We start from the raw sequence: 22,664 nt of genomic DNA, 5'->3' as shown, positions 1-22,664 counted from the left end.
TATTAATAGATTATTGCCAATGTACGGTCATCATGATTTCCTCTGCTCCAGAAATCGCTCCAGATTAAAAGTTCTTCATCAATCTTTTCATCGTTGATAAAATCTACTTTCGCCCTGTCATCATTATTCCCGGCTAGGTCTTCAAAAAGTGCTTTCCAGCTTTCTGTGTCTTCCAGTTTATTTTCGGTGGTAAATTTAGGATCATAAATGCCATCTGTCATCAACACCAGATAAGAAAAATCTTCTACACAGGTGATCTGAAAACGGGAAGCTATTGTATCATTAAAAATTTCTTTCATGGTGATGAAACGTGTCCCTCCACCAAATTCTCCCACATCCATCCGGTTTAAAAGCTTAACTTCAGAAAAATCCGTGTTAATAAGATTGATCGGGCAATCTCCCACTCCAAAACTCAGCACAACATATCCGAAGCTGTACTTTTTAAGCAAAATAAAAATAAGGGTTGCATGCAGATCATTTACTGAAAAATCATTTTCCACTGCTGTTTTTTCCAGTGTTTGATAAACATGTAAAACACCTTCCGATAAGATATTGATGATATTCTGTTTAGATTCTGACTCATTTTCTACGAAAGATTGGCCGTTATACAGCATGCTGACGTTATTTTCAATCTGGTTTAAAGTCTCCTTTGAGTTAAAAAACCGGTTGATCGTTTCTGTTGCCAGTCTGGAACCTTCTCTTGCAGCTTTTGCTGAGCCCGCTCCATCTGAAACAGCAATAATATTCCAGCCATCGGAAAGCCTATTTACAGCAAAATCGTCTTCACGAAATTTGCCTTCATGCGCATGGGAACGTCCTCTTTTGGAAGCCACCACAATTTTTTTGTCTGAAAAAGAACCTTTCAATGAGTCTTCTTCCGGTTTATAAAAAGCTGCGTTTGTATCGCTTGGAATATTCTTCCATAAGTCTTTGGGATCTGCGTTAACGAAGAGTTGTATTTTCTTAGTCTCCATCTGATGCTGATCGTGAATATGATAAAACTGAATATCCAGATGATACATATTATTGGTAACCGGGATTCCTGAGATTGTATTGTTTTCAAAAGTAAGCCCTGTTTCTTCAATGTTTCCAATATTCTGAATCTTTATGTTCGGGAAATCTTCCATATCGAAAGTGAATTCATAGAACTGCTTTGCACTGGCATTTTTCAATATCCAATGAGCATCTTTGAACTCTTCTTTTTCTTTAAAAACAACAGCTTGTTCCATCGTCTTTGACTTGGATTCTGCGGCAGACTTCCTGAAAAATTTGCCCATCATTAGCCCAAAGTTCGGTTAATATCAAATCCTCCTCCGGAAAATCCGTAATAATCCGAAGTTCCGCACCACGGACATTTGCTGTACCCTTCTCCTCTCAGACAGTGTATACCTCCGCAAGAGCAGGTGGCCAATGCAATAGGATTGGCACAATGAGGACATGAAGTACCTCCATCCAGTTCTTCTATATTGATTTTAAGATACATTTTCTGATTGGAAGAAAGTCTGTAGTAGGCTTTTTCATCAATTTTATATGCTCCGTCCAGTCTGTAATATCTTGTAGCCATTCCCGGTATGCTTGATTCTGCGAATGCTTTTTTAAACTTCATCAGATAAAGCTTTTCCGTTTCCTGGCATTTTCCGTTCAATACTACAAAATTATTATCCGGGAATCTCTGTTCCATTTCTGGATCTACTTTCTCCAGAATCATGGAATCTATTTTAGACAAATTAATTCCTTCTTTTTTGGCTTCTGTGACACTCTGGCTGGTTGTTTTAATAGAATCTGTTACCCATTTGAAAAACTCTTTGTAAGAATTCTCATCAGAATTATTGAACAGTAAAACATGGTCTGCCAGAGATCCGAGAAGTTTATAATTGGTATTTTCTCCAATAGAAACAGCAATAGTGTTAGATTTTCCGTTGTATTTGTTATTCCATCTTTCAATGGCTTTGGTCGCATCATCAGTGGGCACTCCGTCTGTAAAAAGAAACACTATAGGTTTCCAGTCGCCTTTTCTTTCATACGTTGTTTTCACAATATCCCTGTCAATACAATCCATTAGTTTAATTAAACCCTGGGAAAGTGATGTACCACTTCCGACCGGAATTTTAGGCGGATAAAAACTGATAATATCCTGCATCGGCGTAATGATTTCAGCTTCTCCCGCAAAACCAATCACGGAAATGTAGACAGTTTCAAGTGAATAAGGATCTTTTTTTAATTCCCTGATGATATTGGCGATCCCTTCCTGTACCTGCTCAATAGGTTCTCCTACCATAGATTCGGAGACGTCTACTAAAAAATAAATAGGCAGTCTTCTCATGCTGTAAAGACAATTTTTTAAATAATAATAGTAAGCTCCGATGGTGGCGGAGGTAATGTGATGTTTTCTCCTGTATTCTGAGATTGTCCTCCCTGCGTAATGGAAGAACTCACCCATTTGAAAAAGGAAGAGAGGGTAATGGCATCCGTAGTATCAAGCTTTACCACATGATCTGTGAGTTCCTTCAGAAACTTTTCATCAGCTTTCGGGCCTGCTGCACATCCTACGATAGCACCAAATTCCAGTCCTCTGATCACCGGGATCATCTGCCTGTATTTCTGAATATCCGAAGGTTTTCCATCCGTAAATATAAAAAGCAGCGGCTGCCAGTCTCCCTTTGTATCGGCAGATTCTTTTACAATTTCCTTCTGCATCAATTCTGAAACCATTTCCAGGGCTGCTCCTGTATGCGTCGGACCACTATCCGGACAGGTAATTTCCATGGGATAAAAGCTCGCCAGGTCTGTTAAGGGTATCATATTTTTAACATCTCTATCGAAGGTAATAACACTCAAATGCAGACTGTCCATTGCCTGCGGATCTGCACGGAGCATACTGATAAGGCCGTTGAATCCATTATTCAGTGCCTGAATAGGCTCTCCGTTCATGGAACCTGAAGTATCTAATAAAAAATAAGCTAATAATCTCCTGCTCATTATAGACAAGTATTAATTCGAAGCCGTCGGCGGAAGTCTTCGACTTCCGCCGACGGCTTTTATTATGATTTGATAAAAATTTGAGAATCTAGTTGGAATATGCGTATTGCTGTCTCAGAATATCGATAAAATTATCTGTATTGTGTGGTTCTCCCACAGCACGGAATTTCCAGTCTCCGTTGTGGCGGTATGCTTCTGCAAAAACCATTGCACATTTACCATTCATACTTGAATCACCGGAAAGGCTGTATTTTGTAATTTCTTTTCCTGTAGCATCTACAGCACGGATAAATGCATTTTCAATCATTCCGAAGTGCTGGTTATTGGTTCTTCCCTGATAAATGGTAACCAGGAATACAATTTTCTGATAACTCTGATCCAGCTGATCCAATCTTACAATGATCTGTTCATCATCTCCATCTCCTGCTCCGGTTCTATTGTCTCCGGTAAGCCATACATTTCCGCTTGGATGCTGCATGGAGTTGAAGAAAACCACATCTCCCTGGTAAAGCCCCATCTGTCTTCCGTCATTGGTCTGTACCGTTCTTCCCAAATTGGCTACTTTTCCGTTGCCATCTAAAAGAAATGCTACTGCATCAAGGTCGTATTCTGCTTCTTTACTGAATAGTTTTCCAAAAAATCCACCTCCCTGCTTTCTTACGTCCCATCCTAAGCCGATGGTTACTTTTGAAAGATCATACACGCTTTCGCCGCGGTCATTCTTTCTTAAATCTATCGTTTGTCCTTTCTGTAAATTAATTGCCATAGTTATAGTTTTTGTGTATCTGATATTTTATTTGATGATTTGCCCTTTGTAGTATTTTTCAAGAAAGAAGCCAAGATCTGCTCTGTATCCTATTCCTGAAGCTTCAAACTTCCAGCTTCCGTTTCTTTTGTACAGTCTTCCGAATTCTACACCGGTTTCAATAGAAAAATCCTCATCCAGTTCGTATTTTGCAATCTCCTGGTTTGAATGGTTATCTACTACTCTGATATAGGAATTTCTTACCTGTCCGAAATTCTGTCTTCTTCTTTCAAAGTCTTCTATGGTTACCACAAAAAGGATCTCTTCTACTCTTGAATCTACTTTATCCAGGTCTATAATGATCGCTTCATCATCGTCACCATCACTGTTTTTACCACTCGGATCATCTCCTGTATGGATAAGGGCTCCATCCGGAGAATTTAAGTTATTGTAAAAAACGAAGTATTCTTCGCTTACTAATTTTCTGTCAGAATCAATCATGATTGCAGAAGCATCCAGGTCAAAATCGTAGCCGGTTCCTTCATTCGGATCCCAGCCTAATCCAATCGTCATTTTCGTCAATCCTATCTCGATCTTTTGTCCTTTCTGTAGATTAATTGCCATAGTGTTTTATATTATGATTATTTTTTGCATTAAGATAGAAGTGATTTATGAACTGACCAAATTTATTCATTAAAAAAATATTTTATACAACTCAATTAAAAGAATTTAAGCCACAAAATAAAAAGGTCCAATTAAAAAATTGAACCTTGTATTATATAAAATGTATTGAATTAATTTTCAAATTCTTTATCTGAAACAGCAGCATTTCTTGCTTTTGCCAGCATGGGAATGGAAATTAATCCCATCACCAGCATAATCACAATCTGCAGCGGTAAAGAAATAAAGGAGTACGTAAGTCCCATTTCACCGCCAAAATCTGCACTTTTCCCTACTGAAATAAACAGCGCCATAAAACCATACTTCATGGCAAGGTTATACGCTCCGATTCCTCCACTGGCAGGGATAATCATTCCTAATGTTCCTACTACAATAATAAAGAAACCGTCTGCAAAGGTAAATGCTGAAGTTTCAGGAAGAGCAAAACATACCAGATATGCAGCAAAGTAATAGCAAATCCAGATTCCTAATGTATAAAGAATGAATTTCCCTTTTTCTTTTAATTTAAAGATGGAAGTTATCCCCTGAAAAATCCCGTCAATAAAGCTAACCACTTTTCCTAAAAAAGGAATTCCTGAAAGTTTCTTTTTAAATACAAAGAACAAAACTGTTCCTGCAATCAGAATAGAAAGAACCAGTATGATCTTGTTGGGATTCATTGTTATTCCTGAGTTTTTATAGAATGACAGAATGGCTTCGTATTTAAACAATAACGTCAGTCCTAAGAAACCAAGCATACAGATCAGATCTACTACCCTTTCCAGAATAATAGTTCCGAAAGATTTATCTACAGGTACTTTTTCCACCCCATATAAAGCGGTTGCCCTTGCTACTTCGCCACTTCTGGGAATTGTAAGGTTCATCAGATAACCAAATGAGATGGACCAAAGCGCATTGGAATTGGAAATTCTGTGTCCCATCGGCTCCAGCATCAGATTCCAGCGTATCGCTCTGAACCAGTACGCCAGAAGACCAAATACGGAAGCAAACAATACCCAGATATAATTAGCTTTTGCCAATGACTTTTGAATGACTTTAAAATCCAGACCTCTTAAGGCAAGCCATAAAAAAAAGCCTGCAAAAGCAAGCGATATTACTATTGTAAGTATTGATTTTACCGGACTTTTTGATATTTTCTCCATGTACTACGTAAGAAGATTTGTTTTTTCATCCGGGAAAACGATTTTTGGCTGGAAGTCTTTTGCTTCTTCCGGAGTCATCTGAGCATAGGCAATGATGATAATGATATCATCTTTCTGTACTTTTCTTGCTGCAGGACCATTCAGACATACTTCACCTGATTTTCTTTTCCCTTTGATCACGTAGGTATCAAAACGTTCTCCGTTGTTCACATTCACGATATAGACTCTTTCTCCCACTACCAGACCGGCAGCTTCTATAAGATCTTCATCGATCGTTATACTCCCTATATAATTAAGGTCAGAGGCAGTTACTCTCACCCTATGAATCTTAGACTTGAAAACTTCTATTAACATGTTGCAAATTTATTAATAAAAATTAATAAAACAGGCGTTTATTATCATTTTAAAACTCCCACAAACACAGGTGTTTAATTTAACAAAACACAAGAAATATAAAAATTACTTATAAATTTAATAATCATATGGTCAAAAAAATTAATTCTTCATACACAATTTAGGATTTAATAAATACGAAAAATAATATTAACTTTTTGCTAAAGTCAATACACATAAGCATTTGGCATGATTTTAGTAACCTGTAACGTAGATTTTCTGTGAAAAGTGGAATTATCATATTTTAACTGATTTCAGTGAAATGCAAAAAAATTGCACAAGTTTTAATAAAAAAATTGCACAATTAGAAAATAGTACTATATTTGCTATAATTACGAACTAACTTTAATATTAAAAATTATGAACAAGTCTGAATTAATCGACGCAATCGCAAAAGATGCAGGTATCACTAAAGTTGCAGCAAAAGCTGCTCTAGAGTCTTTCATTGGTAACGTTACAACTACATTAAAGAAAAAAGACGGAAAAGTTTCTTTAGTAGGTTTTGGTACTTTCTCAGTAGCTGAGAGAGCGGCTAGACAAGGTATTAACCCTGCAACTAAAAAACCGATCAAAATTGCTGCTAAAAAAGTTGCTAAATTCAAAGCTGGAGCTGATTTATCAAATGCAGTTTCAGGTGCTAAGAAAAAATAATCATTCAGATTACAAAAATTCAGGGCTGTTTCTTAGAAACAGCCTTTTTTATGTTCAATAATGATAGAAAATTAAACCATTAAGAAGTTTTAAGGGTTTAGAAATATTAAGTTTTGGCTAAAGCCGTATCATATATCTAATAAAAATAAGCGGGCTAAAATCCGCTTCTATTGATAGTGGAAGCCTATGATATTTTGAAAAGTATAATCATTCGATAGGAACGGGCTTAGTCCGTTTAAAAGATAAATATTCAATTCCGATGGCTTTAACCAAACCTAAAAAAGCTACAGTAAGCAGCTGAAAACTAAATTGTGGTTAAATCCTCTATCATTGTACACATAAAATAAGCGGGCTAAAGCCCGCTTCTATTGATATTACAAATTTTTCAAGCGCCTTATCTCCTATTAAAAACCGCCACTTCTAACTTCTAACTTCTAACTTCTAACTTCTAACTTCTAACTTCTAACTTCCCATTACGGAGCCAGTCTCGAGATTTTCCAGTCAAGATCTTCAAGCTCATAAATAATCCTGTCATGAAGACGATTAGGTCTTCCCTGCCAGAATTCAATTTCATAAGGTCTGGCAAGATATCCGCCCCAGTGGGCTGGTCTTGGAACTTCCCTATTTTCATACTCCTTTTCAAGCTCTTTTAATTTATCTTCCAGAAATTCTCTATTGGGAATCTCCTGACTTTGCGGCGAAACAACAGCTCCTAACTGACTTCCTTTCGGTCTTGAATGGAAATAACCGTCGCTAAGGTTTTCTGCCACCTTTTCAAGATCAGCTTTGATGATAATCTGCCTTTCAAGATTAGGCCAGAAAAAATGCAGGCAGGCTTTATGGTTGTTTTCTATTGCTTTTCCTTTTCTGCTGTTATAATTGGTATAAAAAATAAATCCTTCGTGGGTATATGCTTTAAGCAGTACCATTCTTGTTCTTGGGCACCCATCTTCTTCCACTGTAGAAACCGCCATAGCATTAGCTTCTGAGATCATCGGGCTCTCATTGGCATCCAAAAACCAGTCTCTGAACTGTTCAATTGGATTTTGTTTTATCTCACTTTCAATAAGTTGGGATTTCTCGTACACTTTTCTTCTGTCGTGCAGGTTTTCCATAAATATTTTTTATTAAATTTGAGTATGAATCACTCATACAAAGGTAAAATATTAATCTCGACACCCGACATTTCCGGCGATATTTTTTCAAGATCGGTAGTATTGGTTATTGAACATAATGAAAGTGGTGCATTTGGTTTGATATTGAATAAAAAGAACAGCCAGATGAGTAGCAAATTCAAAGATTTTTTTGACTTTAAAATTGAGGTATATGATGGAGGACCTGTAGAAAACGACAAGGTGTTTTTCATTGTAAAAGGCAAAAGAGTTACAGAGATCTATACAGACATTACTGATGAATACTATCTTACAGAAGATATTGAACGGATCATTAATGCGGTTTTAAGCAGTGAACTGGATATCAACCACATCAAAATATTTTCAGGATATTCCGGATGGTCTTCTCATCAGCTGGATACTGAAGTTCAAAGGAAAATGTGGACAGTAGTGGATGTTTATAATCTTGATTATACGCTTCCCAATGATCAGACACTCTGGAAATCTATTATGCAGAATCTTGGAGGAGAATTTCTTCTCTGGGCCAACTCCCCTGAAGATATTTCCCTGAACTAAAAGTATATTTTTCGTATCATTCTGATAATTAACAAACTTTAAGATTCTTTTAACCAATTTTAAAGAAAGTTTTTCCGTTCTTTGAAAAACTAAAATCACTGATATGAAAGGTATTACACTACTTGCTTTATCAATATTTTCTACAGCGTTTTTATCATTTACTCCTATCAGCAAAAAATACATTGTCATTGATGCCGGACATGGCGGAAATGATTTTGGGGCTGCTTATGGTGAAATTCTGGAAAAAAATATTGCATTAAGCATTGCTAAGGAAATCCGGAAAATCAATGAAAGCCAGGATAAGTATGAGGTTATTTTAACAAGGGATGCAGACAGTTCTCCTACCCTTGCTGAAAGAACAGATCAGATCAATAAGCTGAACCCTGAAATGGTCATTTCTCTTCACGTTAACAGTTCTCCTCAGAAGGAGAGATCTGACAACGGATTTGAAGTTTACGTTCAGAATTCTGACGTATCAAAGGAGTTGGCCGGAAAAATCTATAAGAAATTCAATGCCCGTAAAATTGAAGAACGCCAAAATCTTCATATGCTAAGAGAAACCAAAGCACCTGCTGTATTGGTAGAACTTGGTTTTATCAATAATTCCGATAACAGGAATTATATTACCAGTGAGAAAGGGCAGAAAGAAATCGCACAAAAATTTGTTGAGATTATCAACGAATATTAAATAAAGAAACAATTTCTGATTTTACTCAGAATAAAACCCGGTAAAGGACTTCTGGAACTTTGTTGTTTACCGGGTTTGTCAATTTTTATGAATTAAAACTTTTCTTCCAGCTTTCTACCAATCCGGAGAAACGCGAGGTTTCAAAAGTCTTGTTTCTTATCTTACCTACAGAAAACATACCTTTCTCATCAGAAATCATTAAAATTTCTTCAGCCTTCTGAGATTCAAATGCGATAATCTCGTGTTCCTGAATATCTGCAAGATTATTTTTATGTAAAAAAGTAACAAAGTTTTCCATCAAAGGAGAAATGTAAGCTCCTTCCGTCTGCTTTGGTACTTTGATAACATCACCTTCTAAAAAGAGAAGATTTCCGGCAGTGGTACGTGCTATTCTTTTATTTGGATTCAGAAGGATCACATCGTCAAGATCATTTTCCTGCGCATAGATCACTCCGTAAATGTTTTCCGGACAGTGAACCCGGATATTGCTCAAAAGGTTGTTATTAACATTAATTTCCTTAATCAAATCCAATTCCAGAGGTCTTTGATGAACAACAAGCACATCAGCCATTTCCGTCACCTCGTAAAAATAGGAAACTGAAGATTTTGCCAATGTCATTCCATCATTATTTCTGAACACCTGGAAATTGATAATTCCATTGCTTATTCCTTTGCCTTCAATAATTTCTTTTTGAAAAAGGGTCTGGAAAAACTCCAGCGTGTAAGTCAAAGGAATATTCAGTCTCATCTTTCTCATGGAAGCCATCAGAAAAAAATAGCATTCTTCGTCCATGATCAATCCACCATTTCTTAGAAAGAAAGAAACTTTTACTGAGTCTCCCCAAAGAAAAGCTCTGTTCTTTACATGTAACTCGTCTGATGTAAAATATTGATTTTCCAATTTTTGATGTAATTTATTTACAAAAAAATAATGAACGATAAATCGTTCATCAGTTTTATCATTTCATATAGCCCGGTATTATGCCGCACCCAGTTTTATTCTCAGGTTTTCGATAAGATTTTCCCAATACATTGCATTTTCCTCTTCATCACCTTCTTCACAGAAGTCTGTAATATTTAAAGCAAGATCTTCTGTAATATCATCGATAGTGATCGTCATTTCAAAGAAATTTTTTGTTCCTTCATCTTCTTCCCATCTGAAACGCACGAAACCTTCAGGCTTATATCTGATCAAAGTGGCCTTCTCAGCAGGACCTCCACCCCAGCTAAAAAAGAAATCATCGCCTTTCTCTGTTACCTCATCCGCAAACCATTCAGACAATCCCTCTGCAGTCGCCAGATATTCATATAAAATCTCTGATAAACAGTGCATTGGAAATTCGTAATGGACTTTATGTTTCGCCATATAATCTTTGTTTTATCGTCCCGCAATATATAAATTAATTTTTTTATTACGCAAAAAAACAATTACTTTTTTATAGAATCTGCATGATATTTATCACTGGATTTAAATCCCTGTGATGGTAAGTTTTAAAGCTAAAAGTTACCATGCAAGACATAAAAAAATCTCTCCTTTCCGGAGAGATTTTATCTTTAGTTTTCATTCAGTATATCGAGAATAATCTGACACCCTTCTCTTATTTCATCCAGAGATAATGTAAGAGGCGGAGAGATTCTCAGGTATTCATTTCTGTACAATTGCCAGAAAACAATAAGCCCTTTATCCATGCATTTTTTAGCTACTTCCAGTGTGTATTCAGGAGTTCCTAAGTTCACGGCAAGCATCAGCCCTTTACCGTTGATATTTTTGATTTTAGGATGAACCAAAAGTTCTCTGAACAATTTTTCTTTTTCCTCTACTTCATTCATTAAGCCGCTTTCCAGCACTTCTTTCAATGTTGCATAACTTGCGGCCGCAATCAACGGGTTTCCTCCAAAAGTAGTAATGTGACCCAATTTAGGAGAATGTGAAAGCGTTTCCATGATTTCTCTGGAACTCATAAAAGCTCCTACAGGAACACCGCCTCCCATTCCTTTACCCATGACAAGAATATCAGGAACGATACCAAAGTGCTCGAAAGAGAATAACTTCCCTGTTCTTCCAAATCCCGGCTGTATTTCGTCTAAAATTAAAAGCGCTCCTACTTCTTCACATCTTCTCTTCAGTTTGATCAGGTAATCGTTATCCGGTACCAAAAATCCTGCTGCTCCCTGAATGGTTTCAAGGATAACACAAGCCGTCTTTTCTGTAATTTTATCGAAGTCTTCTTCATTGTTAAATTCAATAAAAGAAACCATCGGTAATAAAGGACGGAATTCTCTCTTGTGAGTTTCATTTCCTGAAACACTCAAAGCGCCGTGGGTATTTCCATGGTAAGAGTTTTTAAAGGAAACGATTTCTTCTCTTCCGGTATATCTTTTAGCCAGCTTTAAGCTTCCATCAATGGCTTCTGCACCACTGTTCACAAGATAAGTAACTTCTAAAGGATCCGGACTAGCTTCTGCAAGCAATCTGCATAATGCGACAGGTTTTTCCTGTGCATATTCGCCATACACCATGACGTGAAGGTATTTATCGGTCTGTTCTTTGATGGCATCCACAATTTTAGGATGTGAATGTCCCAGCGTATTGGCAGAAACTCCTGCTACAAAGTCAAGATATCTTTTTCCGTCTGTACCGTAAATATAGCTTCCTACCGCTTTCTCCACTTCAAAACCTGCAGCAAATTTTGTGGTTTGAGCCTGATATGTAAAAAAATCTTTATGCATTTCCATTGTCTCCAAAAATTTCAGCAAAGCTATAAAAGATTCATTAAACGTTAAAATTAATCCACAAAAAAGACCAGCATTTTACTGGTCTTTCTGTTATTTTCTGGTACGTTTAGGTTTTTTAGCTTCTTCTTTGGCCTTTTCATCATCTATGGCTTTCTGTGCTTTATCGAAGAGCTCATTATCTGCTGTATATTGTATTTCTTCGTTATTCGGAGTGTCTACAAGGATGTCCTGCCATTTCCGGATCCTGTCTTTGGTATTCCAGTTAAAATCCGGGAATTTTCTTTTTGACGGCTCTATCATACTCATCGGATAGGTATCGGAAACAGCTCCGATACTGCAGGAAATAATCTGTAATGCTCTTTCTTCAAACAATGCTCCGATAATTCCGCAGGTAGACAAGGTAATCCCTATTCTTTCCGGTTTTTTGGTTTCCTGATCGGTATCATCAACATAGACGATAGATTGGGCGTTTCCAACTACTCTTGCTTCTTTAATAGCATTTTTCTCATAGTACACCGTCATGAATTTCCCTTTCACCTGATTGAACTCATCTTTCAGGTTCAGGGAGTCTACTTTACTGATGGCAAAGGCATTTCCAATTACTTTTAAGGAATCAATATCTTCCGTTTTGGTATTGAAGTAGGCTTCTACTTTATCTCCGGTTACCTGCTTTTCACCGCTCCAAAGAATCGGGTTGGTATACATATGCATGATTCCGTCTGTTTCGTTGAAAGCAATGGAATCTGCTCTTCCCTGTGCATTGGATTTATAAATACGGGCTTTTTTGAAGGCTCTAAGATAGCTTTTCTTCACTTTGATATCCAGTGAGTCCGGTCTTTGATAAGAGATAATTTTTTCTGCAGCGAAATAAATGGAGTCTTTTTCCATCACTTTTACAGCATACGGACTTTTGGTCATCATTGCAGAGTCTTTTTTCTCAAAAATTTCTCCGTATCCTCCTTTTATGTATCTTTTTTCTTTAGGATCATCCAGGGTTACATTGCCTGTTGCTTTACCAAACCCTGAAATCTGATTGTAGTACATATCATCACCGGTAAGGATTTTTTCATTGTAAAATATCCTTGAGTTTTTGGTTAAATACGCCTCCTTGGAATCCATTTTATAGGTTCCTCTTTCCGTATAGATTCTGTTTCGTGGATTGGTTTTGCTGGTAATGGTTGTAGGACCATTAAAATCGGCAATTTTTGTGTTTTGATTCTGTTTGATATTTGGACCTTCTATAGTATACTGAGGGGTTTCAATCTTTACATTTCCTGTAAGGTCAACTACTCTTGTATTGAGAAAATAAGTTCCTACTTTAGCATAGGTAACATTCTGGCCATCCGAGATCGTTCCTCCTGTATTAAAATACGCTTGATTAGCCAGCCTATCATAATACAGAATATCTGTTTTTATGGTCTGTTTAGGATCCGTCAGGACCACATTTTTTCGGGCAACACCTTTCTGGGTATTGGCATCATATTCCATTTCTCCTGCTGTGATTACAGAGCCGTCTGTATTTTGAAGTCTTGTATTACCTATTGCTTTTACAAAGTTTTCTTCATTATACAGAACTACTTCATCTGCAGTAAGAATGGATCCCTGATGTTCTATCTGAACATGACCGGTAAAATATTGATTCCCGTCGTATTTTTCAGGATCTTTCTTGATTTCGTCTGCGTGGATGATCTTTACTTTATCTTCAGGTCTCACCTGTTGAGGCTGAGTGGGTGAAGGAGCCTGCAGATAAGGATCTCTCTTCACAGGAATTTTATCCTGCGCAAAGTTGAGCGTAGAAATAAAGAGTAACAGAAAAAGGGCTATTCTCATTAATTAGTCATTCTTAGTGCCATAGAAATATAGCGAATGAGAATCAATTTTTACGCCAAATGCTTCTTCAATGGCTTCTTTGATTCCTTGGATTCTTGGGTCACAGAATTCAATAATTTCCTCAATCTCTTTATCAGAGTCTTTTTTGTAGATCACCAGGTGATCATGCTGTTTGTCAAAATAAGACTTTTCATAAGACGAAGAAGTCAATGTCTTTTCTCCGAACTGATGCTTACGGATTAAACCTGCATCAAGGAAAATTTCAATCGTGTTGTAAATCGTTGCTTTGGAAACGTGATATTTCTTCTGCATCATCAGAAGATACAGATCATCAACATTGAAGTGATGATCCATATTATAAATTTCTTCCAATATCGTATATCTTTCAGGTGTGTTTCTGAACCCTTTTTCTAATAAGTAGTTTCTCAAAACATCCTTGATCAAAGCTATATTTTTTTCTTTTTGTATTGTATCCATTAAAAAAATTATCTACAAATTTATTGAATTTTATTTAAATAGATAGTATGGTTAATACAGGTGGCTACGAGTTGTGACGGAAATACCCGGACTGCTCGATCTTATTGTCATAAACTGTTAATTCTGTGATCGGTGCAGATTCCACTTCAACATTGTGCGAAGATACTCCCCAGGCCTTAAAGTCGTCACTTCCGATATACTTCACAAAGTTGTAAATGTTAAGAGTAATCTTTTGTTTAACAGTTAAAAGGATATCGTTGATATAGGTGTTATCTATGATGACATATTTAAGATCCGGCGGTATATCATGAGCTCTTAAAGATGGATGGCTGCTTCTTGAAGGAATGGTTCCGTCCGCCATTAAGTCTTTAAGAACCATATTGAAATAATCGTTGATTCTTCGGTCTACTTTAAATCCTAAAAGGAAATTGATCTTATAGACGGTTCCCGGAAGAATCTCGTCTACAGTATATCTGAAAGTATAGGGATCTTCCTGATTGACAATACTCAGGATAAAATAATGATCTGCTCTTTTCGGCTGTTTTTTGATGATGGAATAGATAATTTTGGATTCCACTTCATCATTTCTTTTTGCCCTGCTCAGGTAAGCAAGATTGGTAGCATATTTCGGAATAGTTTCGTCCAGCTTCATGTCTTTAAGGATAGACACATATTTTTCTATTTTCACAAACTGGATAAATCTTGTTTTGATCAGTCTTCCGTTGTACCATGCATACATAGAAACTCCGATAGAACCTGCCAATACAACGGTAATCCATCCACCTTCCATAAATTTGATGATGTTGGCACTGAAGAATCCTAATTCGATAGCCATGTAAACCATTGCGAAAACCAGAATCAGAACCTTGCTTACTCTATGCTTCAGCAGCCAGAATACTAATAAAACGGTGGTCATCAACATCGTTACGGTAATGGAAAGTCCGTAAGCGGCTTCCATTTTTCCTGATTCTTTGAAATGCAGAACGACAATGATACACAGGATAAGAAGTCCCCAGTTGATTCTTGGAATATACATCTGTCCTTTTACTCCGGAAGGGTAATCAATTTTCTGATTCGGCCAAAGGTTAAGAGACATTGCTTCTGAGAATATGGTGAACGAACCTGTAATCAATGCCTGGCTGGCAATAATTGCAGCGGCTGTTGCTAAAATTACTCCCGGAATGATCATCCATTCCTGCATGATTCCGAAGAACGGGTTTATTACAGAGAAACCTGGTTTGTTATGATTGGTCAGAAGCCATGCGCCCTGTCCAAGATAGTTTAGAATAAGCATGATCTTAACGAATGCCCAGCTTACTCTGATGTTTTTAGCTCCGCAGTGTCCCAGGTCAGAATACAGTGCTTCTGCTCCGGTAGTACAAAGGAAAACCGCTCCAAGAATGACAATGGCACTCGGAGAGTTAACAATGAGCTTATAAGCGTAATAAGGGTTGAAAGATCTTAAAATCTCAAAGTTTTCACTTAAATGCATCACTCCTAGGCCTCCCAATACCAGGAACCAAACTACCATTACCGGACCAAAAAATTTTCCGATAAAACTGGTCCCGAACTGCTGTACCACAAAAATGGCAATCAGAATTCCGATGGTGATTGGAACAACAGGAGTATGGGGATTATAAATTTCAAGACCTTCAATAGCTGACATTACCGTCAGTGATGGGGTAATTACTCCGTCTGCAATAAGTGCCGCAGCACCAATAATCGCAATAAGGTACAGCCATCCTTTTTTAAGGTTTCTTACCAATGAAAACAAGGCAAGAATACCTCCTTCACCTTTGTTGTCTGCTCTCAAAGCAATGATCACATATTTGATTGTGGTCTGCAAAGTAAGGGTCCAGATAATACATGAAAGAGCTCCTTCTATGTATTCATTGAAAGGCATATTGCTTCCCTGGGATCTTGCATTCACAATTGCTTTCATTACGTAAAGCGGAGAGGTACCAATATCTCCAAAAACAATTCCTAGAGACACTAAAACTCCTATGAAGGAAAGTTTCTTTATGTCGAAGTGGTAGCCATCTTCTGTAACTTCTGCCATATCAGCTTAATTTATTTTAAAGGCGCAAATTTATACTAATTTTATGACGTCAAGAATTTTTCTTCATGAATATAATAAATGAAAAAACTTCCTTTCGGAAGTTTTTTTCTATAACTATTTTACGTACATCGCTTTTTTGATCTCCTCTTTTACTTTTTCAAGTTTTGGGAACCATTCTGCAAATAATGCTGCAGAGTAAGGTGCAGGTGCATCAGGAGTAGTAATTCTCTTGATAGGAGCATCTAAATAATCAAATGCTTTTTGCTGTACCATATAAGTAATTTCTGAAGATACTGATCCGAATGGCCAAGCTTCTTCTAAAATAACCAGTCTGTTTGTTTTCTTTACAGATTCTAAAATTGTATCGAAGTCAAGAGGACGAACAGTTCTAAGGTCGATAACTTCTACAGAGATTCCTTCTTTAGCCATATCTTCTGCTGCCTGTAAAGCCAGTTTCATGATCTTTCCGAAAGAAACCAGAGTAACGTCTGTACCTTGTCTCTTGATATCTGCTTTTCCTATTGGTAAGTAGTATTCTTCTTCAGGAATTTCCATTTTATCTCCATACATCTGCTCAGATTCCATGAAAATAACAGGGTCATTATCCTGGATCGCTGTTTTTAACAATCCTTTTGCGTCATAAGGGTTAGAAGGTACCACCACTTTAAGTCCAGGGCAGTTGGCAAACCAGTTTTCAAATGCCTGAGAGTGAGTAGCTCCTAATTGTCCTGCAGAAGCAGTAGGCCCACGGAAAACAATTGGACAATTCCACTGTCCGCCACTCATCTGACGGATTTTCGCTGCGTTATTGATAATCTGATCAATTCCTACCAATGAGAAATTGAATGTCATAAATTCTACGATGGGTCTGTTACCATTCATTGCGGCTCCCACAGAAATTCCTGTAAATCCAAGTTCTGCAATGGGTGTGTCAATTATTCTTTTTGGACCAAATTCATCCAGCATTCCTTTTGAAGCCTTATATGCACCATTATATTCTGCAACTTCCTCCCCCATCAGGTAGATGGATTCGTCTTTACGCATTTCCTCGCTCATTGCCTGTGCAATTACCTCACGAAAAGTATATTCTGCCATATTTTCTTGAAAAATTTAGACTACAAAAGTAGTGTTTTTTTATTATACACATCATAAAAACGCTCTTCATTTCCATGAGAAGTCATAATATTAACTGTATTTAAAATAAATTTTTCTTCCTGATGTCCCGTTCTTGTGGATTTTCCCGCTTCCAGAGATTTTTTGTTCATAAAAAATGACATCTCATTTCTGAAATGTCATCTAAAATTCTATTTAAACTTAAATTAATTAGCTTTTTCCCAAATCTGGGTTCTTCCTAATAAAGATAATCCCAAATACCCTCTTACGTTCAGTTTATCACCGCTTCTTGTAATGGTACATTTGTATGTTTTTCCTGTTTTGGGATCCGTGATGGTTCCTCCTGTGAACTCATCGCCGTCTTTTTTCAGCCCTCTGATGATTTCCAATCCTAAAATTGGCTTTCCTTTTCTGTCATCTTTACAAGCCGTACAGTTTGATTCAGCTGGTTTTATTAATAACTGAGAAACTTTCCCATAGTATTTTCCGTCTGATTTTTTGTACACTTCAACAATAGATTTTGCCTGTTTTGTCTCATCATCTATCGTCTTCCACTTACCTTCTATCTGTGCAAATGTAAGTACACCACATAAAGAAAGTGCGAACGTTAACAATATTTTTTTCATATTTCTTATAGTTTTAATTTTAATACAATATTCTTATCTACGTATTGATAAAAATATAAATTAATTTTCAACGAACAAAAACTTTTATTATACAAAGCATAAAGAGGATATAAAAAGTAAAATCGCTAAAATGCGAAAAAGCTAAATTTCAATCGGCCTGTTGATGTTTTCGCAATTTTACAGATTTACCTTTTTTCCATTTCGCCCTAATACAGTTTCCTGTTAATCACTCTGTCCATGTAATCCTGATACCACGCTTTTGCTGTTTTCTTTCCCTGCTCTACTTCCGGATTTTTAACCTCATTAACCAGATTCTTTTCAAGGCCCAGATCAGATTTATCATATACCCCTACTATTTCTTTTCCGTCAAAACGATAAATATAATTTCCGATCATGAACTGCTCCATACTTCCGTCAGAATTCACAACAATGAAAGGATATTCCTTATCGCTCACCAGACTTCTTCCCCAGCTTCTGATAGGCTTGTTATATCCTATAAGGTCAGCCAGTGTAGGATATATATCTGCCTGCTGTGCAATTTCCTGGCTGACTCCTTTAAGCTGGTATTCAGGATTCGGAGAATAGAAAATCAACGGAACAGCATAACGGTTCATCGCTTTTTCATATTCCGGATAATAGACCTGGTTGGTATGATCTCCCGTGAAAACAAAGATCGTATTATTGAACCAAGGCTGTTTTTTAGCTGTTTCAAAATATTTCTTTATTGCATAATCCGTATACTGTATCGGTTCATGCATTTCTATTTTTCCCTTTTTAAATTTTCCGTTGTATTTTTCAGGAATTTTAAAAGGGTGATGTGATGAAGCCGTAAACACAGTAGTCATAAAAGGCTGTTTCTTTCCTACATTTTTTGCAAAATACTGAAGGAAAGGTTCATCCCAGACCGCCCACATCCCGTCGAAATCTTCATCGTGGTTATACTCTGTTTTCCCGAAATAATGCTTAAATCCTAATATATTTCCGAAACCAAGAAATCCCATAGAACCATTTGGCGCTCCATGATAGAACGAAGTGTCATAGCCAAGGTCATTACATACAGAAACAATAGACTGGATTTTCTGATTGGAATAAGGTGATCCCGTAAATGCATCCGTAAGACTCGGAATTCCTGCCAATACGCTGCTCATCCCATGAATTGATTGTCTGCCGTTTGCAAAAGTATTCGGAAAAATAAGACTCTGGGTTGCCAGACTGTCCATGAACGGAGTATAAGAAACGTAATCTTTAATATTTTTATCTTTATTAAATGCCCCGGAATATTCTCTCCCGAAAGATTCTACGATGAAAATAACAATATTCGGACGGTTCTCTACTTTTCTGTCGTACACTTTATAAGGCTGTACATACTCTTCTATATCTTTTTCGCTCACAAAATGAACTTCCTTGAAATTATTGGTATTTAAAGTCCTGAAAAAGGAGAATGTACTGTTGAGCACCATATTACCCTGCAGAGGATTGGTTACAAAACGGGTTGCATCCACCATATTAATCGGTCTGGTACTGTGTTTAAAATCTCCTCTGATTCCTCCCACAACCAGCACCGCTGTGATACATAAAGTAATAATGGAAGTAATAAAATAAGGTAGTAATTTCAAAGGTTTCACCTCTTCTACTTTCACCTTTTTATAAAGGAAAACCCATAAGATCATCAGGATCATATACCATATCAGTACGAAAGGATGTTGTCCGATAGAAATCATCAGTACCTTAGAAACATTGGATTCGTGCTCAGCTACCTGAAATACTGCTGAAGTAAGCCTTGCCTGTGAAAATTTATAGTAAATAAAATCTCCGAAGTTCATGGCATAAGCAATCCCGTTAGTAATAAAATACAGCCAAAAAAGAACTTTCTGGAAAGTTTTCTTTGTGTTGATGACCAATGGCAGTAAACTAAGCAATATAAACAGTGCATTAACATACAAAATGGCTGTGGTATCAAAAGCAGTACCATGGAAAGCCAGCTTTATATATTCTGAAACGGAGTCTACTTTAATCAGATCTTTATTGAAATACCAGAATAAAAGTCTGGCAATCTGATAAAAAACATAGGCCAGAAAAATCCTGTAAACCAATGCCAGAACTTCCTGTTTTCTAAATCCTTTTAAAAATTTCATGGGGCAAATTTACATCAAAATCATTTTAATGCGTTTTTTAGTTCATATTATTTTGAGTTAGAATTTTTAAAAACTGTAATTTTGTGTTTATGGATTTTATAAAGAATAATCTGGCCAATGCTTTAACCCTGGCTAATTTATTTGCAGGCTGTGTAGGTGCAATACATTTAATTTTAGGAGATTATCAGACAACGGCAATCTGCCTTATTCTCTCTTCGGTTTTCGATTTTTTTGACGGCTTTGTAGCCAGAGCTTTAAAATCAAACTCCAATCTTGGTCTTCAGCTGGACTCGCTTGCGGATATGGTAAGCTTTGGAGTGATCCCAGGACTTACGATGTATAAAGCCCTTGAACCTTTTGGAGCTGAGCTTTTGGGAATGCATTTCCCATTTGAGATCAAGTATCTGGGACTCATTGTCACAGTATTTTCCTGCCTGAGGCTTGCCATTTTTAATTTGGATGAAGAGCAGCGTTATTATTTCAAAGGATTGAATACACCTACCAATACCGTTTTACTGTTCGGTCTTTATTATGCCTTTAAAGAAACCGGAAATTTCAGCTTTTTATTTGATCATGAATTGCTATTAATCCTGCTTACTCTTCTTACTTCATGGCTTCTGATCAGCCCGATCAGGATGATGGCTATGAAATTCAAATCAAAACAATTAAAAGATAACTATCCAAAAATTATATTACTGGCAGGAGGAATTGCCATTCTTTCGATATTCCAGATTGTAGGAATTCCTATGCTTGTTATTTATTATATGCTGGTATCTCTCATTTTTCAGGGACAGCTAAAATAATTATTAAAATAAAACACATTTCAAATTATTAATCATTGACATGAATTTAAAACTCCATAAACCGCTTTGTATTTTTGACCTGGAAACCACAGGAACCAATATCGGAAAAGACAGAATTGTTGAAATATGTATTTTAAAAGTAAACCCGGATGCCTCCAGAGAGAGCAAAACATGGCGTGTAAATCCTGAAATGCCGATTCCAAAAGAATGCAGTGAAATCCACGGGATCTATGATGAAGATGTAAAAGATGCTCCTACTTTCAGGGATATTGCCGCTAAAATTATGGAAATGATTTCAGGAAGTGACCTGGGAGGATTCAATTCCAACAGGTTTGATGTTCCGCTTTTGGCTGAAGAGCTTTTAAGAGTAGGAATGGATTTTGATCTGAGTAAATTCAGACTGGTCGATGCACAGACTATTTTCCATAAAAAAGAACCTAGAAATTTAGGTGCAGCTTACCAGTTCTACTGTGGAAAAACATTGGAAAATGCCCACTCTGCAGAGGCTGATGTAATGGCAACGTTTGAAGTTCTTGACGCTCAGGTTGGAAAATATGATGATATTCCGAATGAAATAGCACCGTTAAGTGAATTTACATTCCATAATAAAAATGCAGACCTTGCCGGATTTATCGGATATAATGAAAAAATGGAAGAAGTTTTCAACTTTGGAAAATATAAAGGACAAGGCGTGAAAGCGGTATTCCAAAAAGACTTAGGATATTTCGGGTGGCTTCAGAACGCTGACTTTCCGTTGTATACCAAAAAGATTTTTACAAAAATTCAATTATCAAGCAGGTTTTAAAAATGTCTGATCTGATTCGTTTTAAATTTTATGAAACTGCCCTTGAAGCTAACAGGGACAAGCAGATACTGGCTGAAAACGGTATCAACAGTTTCATTGCGAATGAGCAGCTCATCCAGTCGGATTGGCTTCTGTCTCAGGCGGTAGGCGGCATACAGCTTCAGGTATTTGAAGATGATATGGAAAAGGCCCGGCAGATCCTGCAGGACTATAAAGACAATGAACAATACTCGCTGGAAGTAGAACATACCATTGAAGATCCCGAGTTTGATTTTGTCTGCCCGAAATGTGGCTCCAATCATATTTACAGGGATGACAGTGCTACCAGTTTCTTTGGAATTTCTTTTCTGACGAGCCACAAATTCAAATGTTATTATTGCGGGAATGAGTTTACCCACTAATTTATTCAGGAATCAATAGTTTTAAACGATCTAAAAGATTGCTTCGTCCCTCGCAATGACGGGGTTAAAAAAAATATAAAAAAAGAGTTATGAAAATAATCTGCATAGGAAGAAACTACAGTGAACACGCGAAAGAATTGGGAAATGAAATTCCTGAGAATCCTGTTATCTTTATGAAACCGGATACCGCTGTTTTAAAAGGAAATGATTTTTATATTCCTGAATTTTCCAATGATATTCACTACGAGCTTGAAGTGGTATTAAAAATTTCAAAGGGAGGAAAATATATTCAGAAAGAAACAGCGCACAAGCATTATGAAGAAATTGGTCTTGGAATCGATTTTACAGCCAGAGATCTTCAGAGCGAACTGAAATCAAAAGGGCTTCCATGGGAGCTTGCCAAAGGTTTTGACGGCTCTGCTGTGGTAAGCAGTTTCTTCAAAAAAGAGAACTTCAGTCTTGAAAACCTTCAGTTTTCGTTATTAAAAAATAAAGAAAAAGTACAGGATGGCAATACGAAAGATATGATGTTCAATTTTGATGATATTGTAGCTTTTGCTTCTCAGTATTTTACGTTAAGGGTAGGTGATCTTATTTTCACAGGAACTCCAAAAGGGGTTGGCAAAGTAGAAGAAAATGATATTCTGGAAGCTTATCTTCAGGAGGAAAAAATCCTTGATATCCGAATATTATAAGTATTTAATATTAAAGT

At 36.8% G+C, this 22,664-nt stretch carries 25 protein-coding genes; 7 read left to right on the top strand and 18 right to left on the bottom strand.

Going from position 1 to position 22,664, the window contains the following annotated elements:
- Nucleotides 1-2: 2 nt before the first annotated feature.
- The 7 genes from AC59HC_RS11240 to panD all read right to left on the bottom strand — a co-directional run bounded on the left by AC59HC_RS11240 (nt 3) and on the right by panD (nt 5,901).
- On the bottom strand, nt 3-1,280 hold the full coding sequence (locus tag AC59HC_RS11240; protein WP_482400187.1) for a PP2C family serine/threonine-protein phosphatase: 1,278 nt from the start codon (nt 1,278-1,280) through the stop codon (nt 3-5).
- Entirely contained in the window at nt 1,280-2,323 is a 1,044-nt protein-coding gene (locus AC59HC_RS11235) for a TerY-C metal binding domain-containing protein (protein ID WP_496558610.1), read from the bottom strand. Before AC59HC_RS11235 ends, AC59HC_RS11240 begins: the two co-directional genes overlap by 1 nt.
- Nucleotides 2,324-2,340: 17 nt before the next feature.
- A complete protein-coding gene (locus tag AC59HC_RS11230) occupies nt 2,341-2,979 on the bottom strand; it encodes a vWA domain-containing protein (RefSeq protein WP_110010091.1) in 639 nt (212 codons plus the stop codon).
- Between the two features lie 88 nt (nt 2,980-3,067).
- A complete protein-coding gene (locus AC59HC_RS11225; protein WP_202841121.1) occupies nt 3,068-3,745 on the bottom strand; it encodes a TerD family protein in 678 nt (225 codons plus the stop codon).
- Between the two features lie 27 nt (nt 3,746-3,772).
- Nucleotides 3,773-4,348, bottom strand: coding sequence for a TerD family protein (locus tag AC59HC_RS11220; RefSeq protein ID WP_047420681.1), 576 nt, complete (start codon nt 4,346-4,348; stop codon nt 3,773-3,775).
- A 170-nt stretch (nt 4,349-4,518) separates the two neighbouring features.
- A complete protein-coding gene (locus AC59HC_RS11215) occupies nt 4,519-5,547 on the bottom strand; it encodes a lysylphosphatidylglycerol synthase transmembrane domain-containing protein (RefSeq protein WP_395974759.1) in 1,029 nt (342 codons plus the stop codon).
- A gap of 3 nt (nt 5,548-5,550) precedes the next feature.
- Nucleotides 5,551-5,901 (bottom strand): aspartate 1-decarboxylase, encoded by a 351-nt coding sequence (gene panD, locus AC59HC_RS11210; protein ID WP_002976902.1) that lies wholly within the window; start codon nt 5,899-5,901, stop codon nt 5,551-5,553.
- 399 nt (nt 5,902-6,300) lie between these two features.
- Between panD and AC59HC_RS11205 the strand changes: the two genes are divergently transcribed.
- Nucleotides 6,301-6,591: an HU family DNA-binding protein gene (locus AC59HC_RS11205; RefSeq protein ID WP_002976900.1), complete on the top strand. Its 291-nt coding sequence runs from the start codon at nt 6,301-6,303 to the stop codon at nt 6,589-6,591.
- Nucleotides 6,592-7,064: 473 nt separating this feature from the next.
- Here AC59HC_RS11205 and pdxH read toward each other — a convergent pair whose 3' ends face one another.
- A complete protein-coding gene (gene pdxH / locus AC59HC_RS11200; RefSeq protein WP_496558609.1) occupies nt 7,065-7,706 on the bottom strand; it encodes a pyridoxamine 5'-phosphate oxidase in 642 nt (213 codons plus the stop codon).
- 24 nt (nt 7,707-7,730) lie between these two features.
- On the opposite strand from pdxH, the gene AC59HC_RS11195 reads away from it, so the two are divergent.
- Both AC59HC_RS11195 and AC59HC_RS11190 read left to right on the top strand, forming a co-directional pair.
- On the top strand, nt 7,731-8,279 hold the full coding sequence (locus AC59HC_RS11195) for a YqgE/AlgH family protein (RefSeq protein ID WP_110007966.1): 549 nt from the start codon (nt 7,731-7,733) through the stop codon (nt 8,277-8,279).
- A gap of 103 nt (nt 8,280-8,382) precedes the next feature.
- A complete protein-coding gene (locus AC59HC_RS11190; RefSeq protein WP_496558608.1) occupies nt 8,383-8,967 on the top strand; it encodes an N-acetylmuramoyl-L-alanine amidase family protein in 585 nt (194 codons plus the stop codon).
- Between the two features lie 85 nt (nt 8,968-9,052).
- On the opposite strand, the gene AC59HC_RS11185 is transcribed toward AC59HC_RS11190, so the two are convergent.
- The 10 genes from AC59HC_RS11185 to AC59HC_RS11140 form a co-directional block, all read right to left on the bottom strand.
- A complete protein-coding gene (locus AC59HC_RS11185) occupies nt 9,053-9,868 on the bottom strand; it encodes an aminotransferase class IV (protein WP_496558607.1) in 816 nt (271 codons plus the stop codon).
- A gap of 78 nt (nt 9,869-9,946) precedes the next feature.
- Nucleotides 9,947-10,333 (bottom strand): START-like domain-containing protein, encoded by a 387-nt coding sequence (locus AC59HC_RS11180; RefSeq protein WP_034696870.1) that lies wholly within the window; start codon nt 10,331-10,333, stop codon nt 9,947-9,949.
- A gap of 188 nt (nt 10,334-10,521) precedes the next feature.
- Nucleotides 10,522-11,697 carry an aspartate aminotransferase family protein gene (locus AC59HC_RS11175; protein WP_496558629.1) on the bottom strand — a complete coding sequence of 392 codons (1,176 nt, stop codon included), beginning with the start codon at nt 11,695-11,697 and terminating at the stop codon, nt 10,522-10,524.
- Between the two features lie 96 nt (nt 11,698-11,793).
- Complete coding sequence (locus AC59HC_RS11170; RefSeq protein ID WP_496558606.1) at nt 11,794-13,533, bottom strand: OstA-like protein; 1,740 nt, start codon at nt 13,531-13,533, stop codon at nt 11,794-11,796.
- A gap of 3 nt (nt 13,534-13,536) precedes the next feature.
- On the bottom strand, nt 13,537-14,010 hold the full coding sequence (locus tag AC59HC_RS11165) for a Fur family transcriptional regulator (RefSeq protein WP_002976876.1): 474 nt from the start codon (nt 14,008-14,010) through the stop codon (nt 13,537-13,539).
- Nucleotides 14,011-14,074: 64 nt separating this feature from the next.
- Nucleotides 14,075-16,069, bottom strand: coding sequence for a KUP/HAK/KT family potassium transporter (locus AC59HC_RS11160; protein WP_110007970.1), 1,995 nt, complete (start codon nt 16,067-16,069; stop codon nt 14,075-14,077).
- Between the two features lie 114 nt (nt 16,070-16,183).
- On the bottom strand, nt 16,184-17,164 hold the full coding sequence (locus AC59HC_RS11155) for a pyruvate dehydrogenase complex E1 component subunit beta (protein WP_110007971.1): 981 nt from the start codon (nt 17,162-17,164) through the stop codon (nt 16,184-16,186).
- A 20-nt stretch (nt 17,165-17,184) separates the two neighbouring features.
- Nucleotides 17,185-17,334, bottom strand: a complete 150-nt coding sequence (locus tag AC59HC_RS11150; RefSeq protein WP_496558605.1) for a hypothetical protein — start codon at nt 17,332-17,334, stop codon at nt 17,185-17,187.
- A gap of 54 nt (nt 17,335-17,388) precedes the next feature.
- Nucleotides 17,389-17,808, bottom strand: a complete 420-nt coding sequence (locus AC59HC_RS11145; RefSeq protein ID WP_227943428.1) for a DUF2147 domain-containing protein — start codon at nt 17,806-17,808, stop codon at nt 17,389-17,391.
- Nucleotides 17,809-18,014: 206 nt separating this feature from the next.
- A complete protein-coding gene (locus AC59HC_RS11140) occupies nt 18,015-19,943 on the bottom strand; it encodes an LTA synthase family protein (RefSeq protein ID WP_429812881.1) in 1,929 nt (642 codons plus the stop codon).
- Between the two features lie 89 nt (nt 19,944-20,032).
- Between AC59HC_RS11140 and AC59HC_RS11135 the strand changes: the two genes are divergently transcribed.
- The 4 genes from AC59HC_RS11135 (at nt 20,033) to AC59HC_RS11120 (ending at nt 22,647) form a co-directional block, all read left to right on the top strand.
- Nucleotides 20,033-20,746, top strand: coding sequence for a CDP-alcohol phosphatidyltransferase family protein (locus AC59HC_RS11135; protein ID WP_202841138.1), 714 nt, complete (start codon nt 20,033-20,035; stop codon nt 20,744-20,746).
- A gap of 40 nt (nt 20,747-20,786) precedes the next feature.
- The gene (locus AC59HC_RS11130; RefSeq protein WP_131435691.1) at nt 20,787-21,551 is read left to right on the top strand and encodes a 3'-5' exonuclease; all 765 of its coding nucleotides are present in this window, start codon (nt 20,787-20,789) and stop codon (nt 21,549-21,551) included.
- Between the two features lie 2 nt (nt 21,552-21,553).
- Nucleotides 21,554-21,952, top strand: a complete 399-nt coding sequence (locus AC59HC_RS11125) for a putative signal transducing protein (protein WP_343644231.1) — start codon at nt 21,554-21,556, stop codon at nt 21,950-21,952.
- 89 nt (nt 21,953-22,041) lie between these two features.
- Entirely contained in the window at nt 22,042-22,647 is a 606-nt protein-coding gene (locus AC59HC_RS11120; RefSeq protein WP_202841142.1) for a fumarylacetoacetate hydrolase family protein, read from the top strand.
- Nucleotides 22,648-22,664 lie beyond the last annotated feature (17 nt).

This window comes from Chryseobacterium sp. DZ-32 (genome assembly GCF_059587025.1).
Note: the sequence above shows the minus strand (reverse complement) of the source record. Positions and strands in the feature narration are given on the sequence as shown.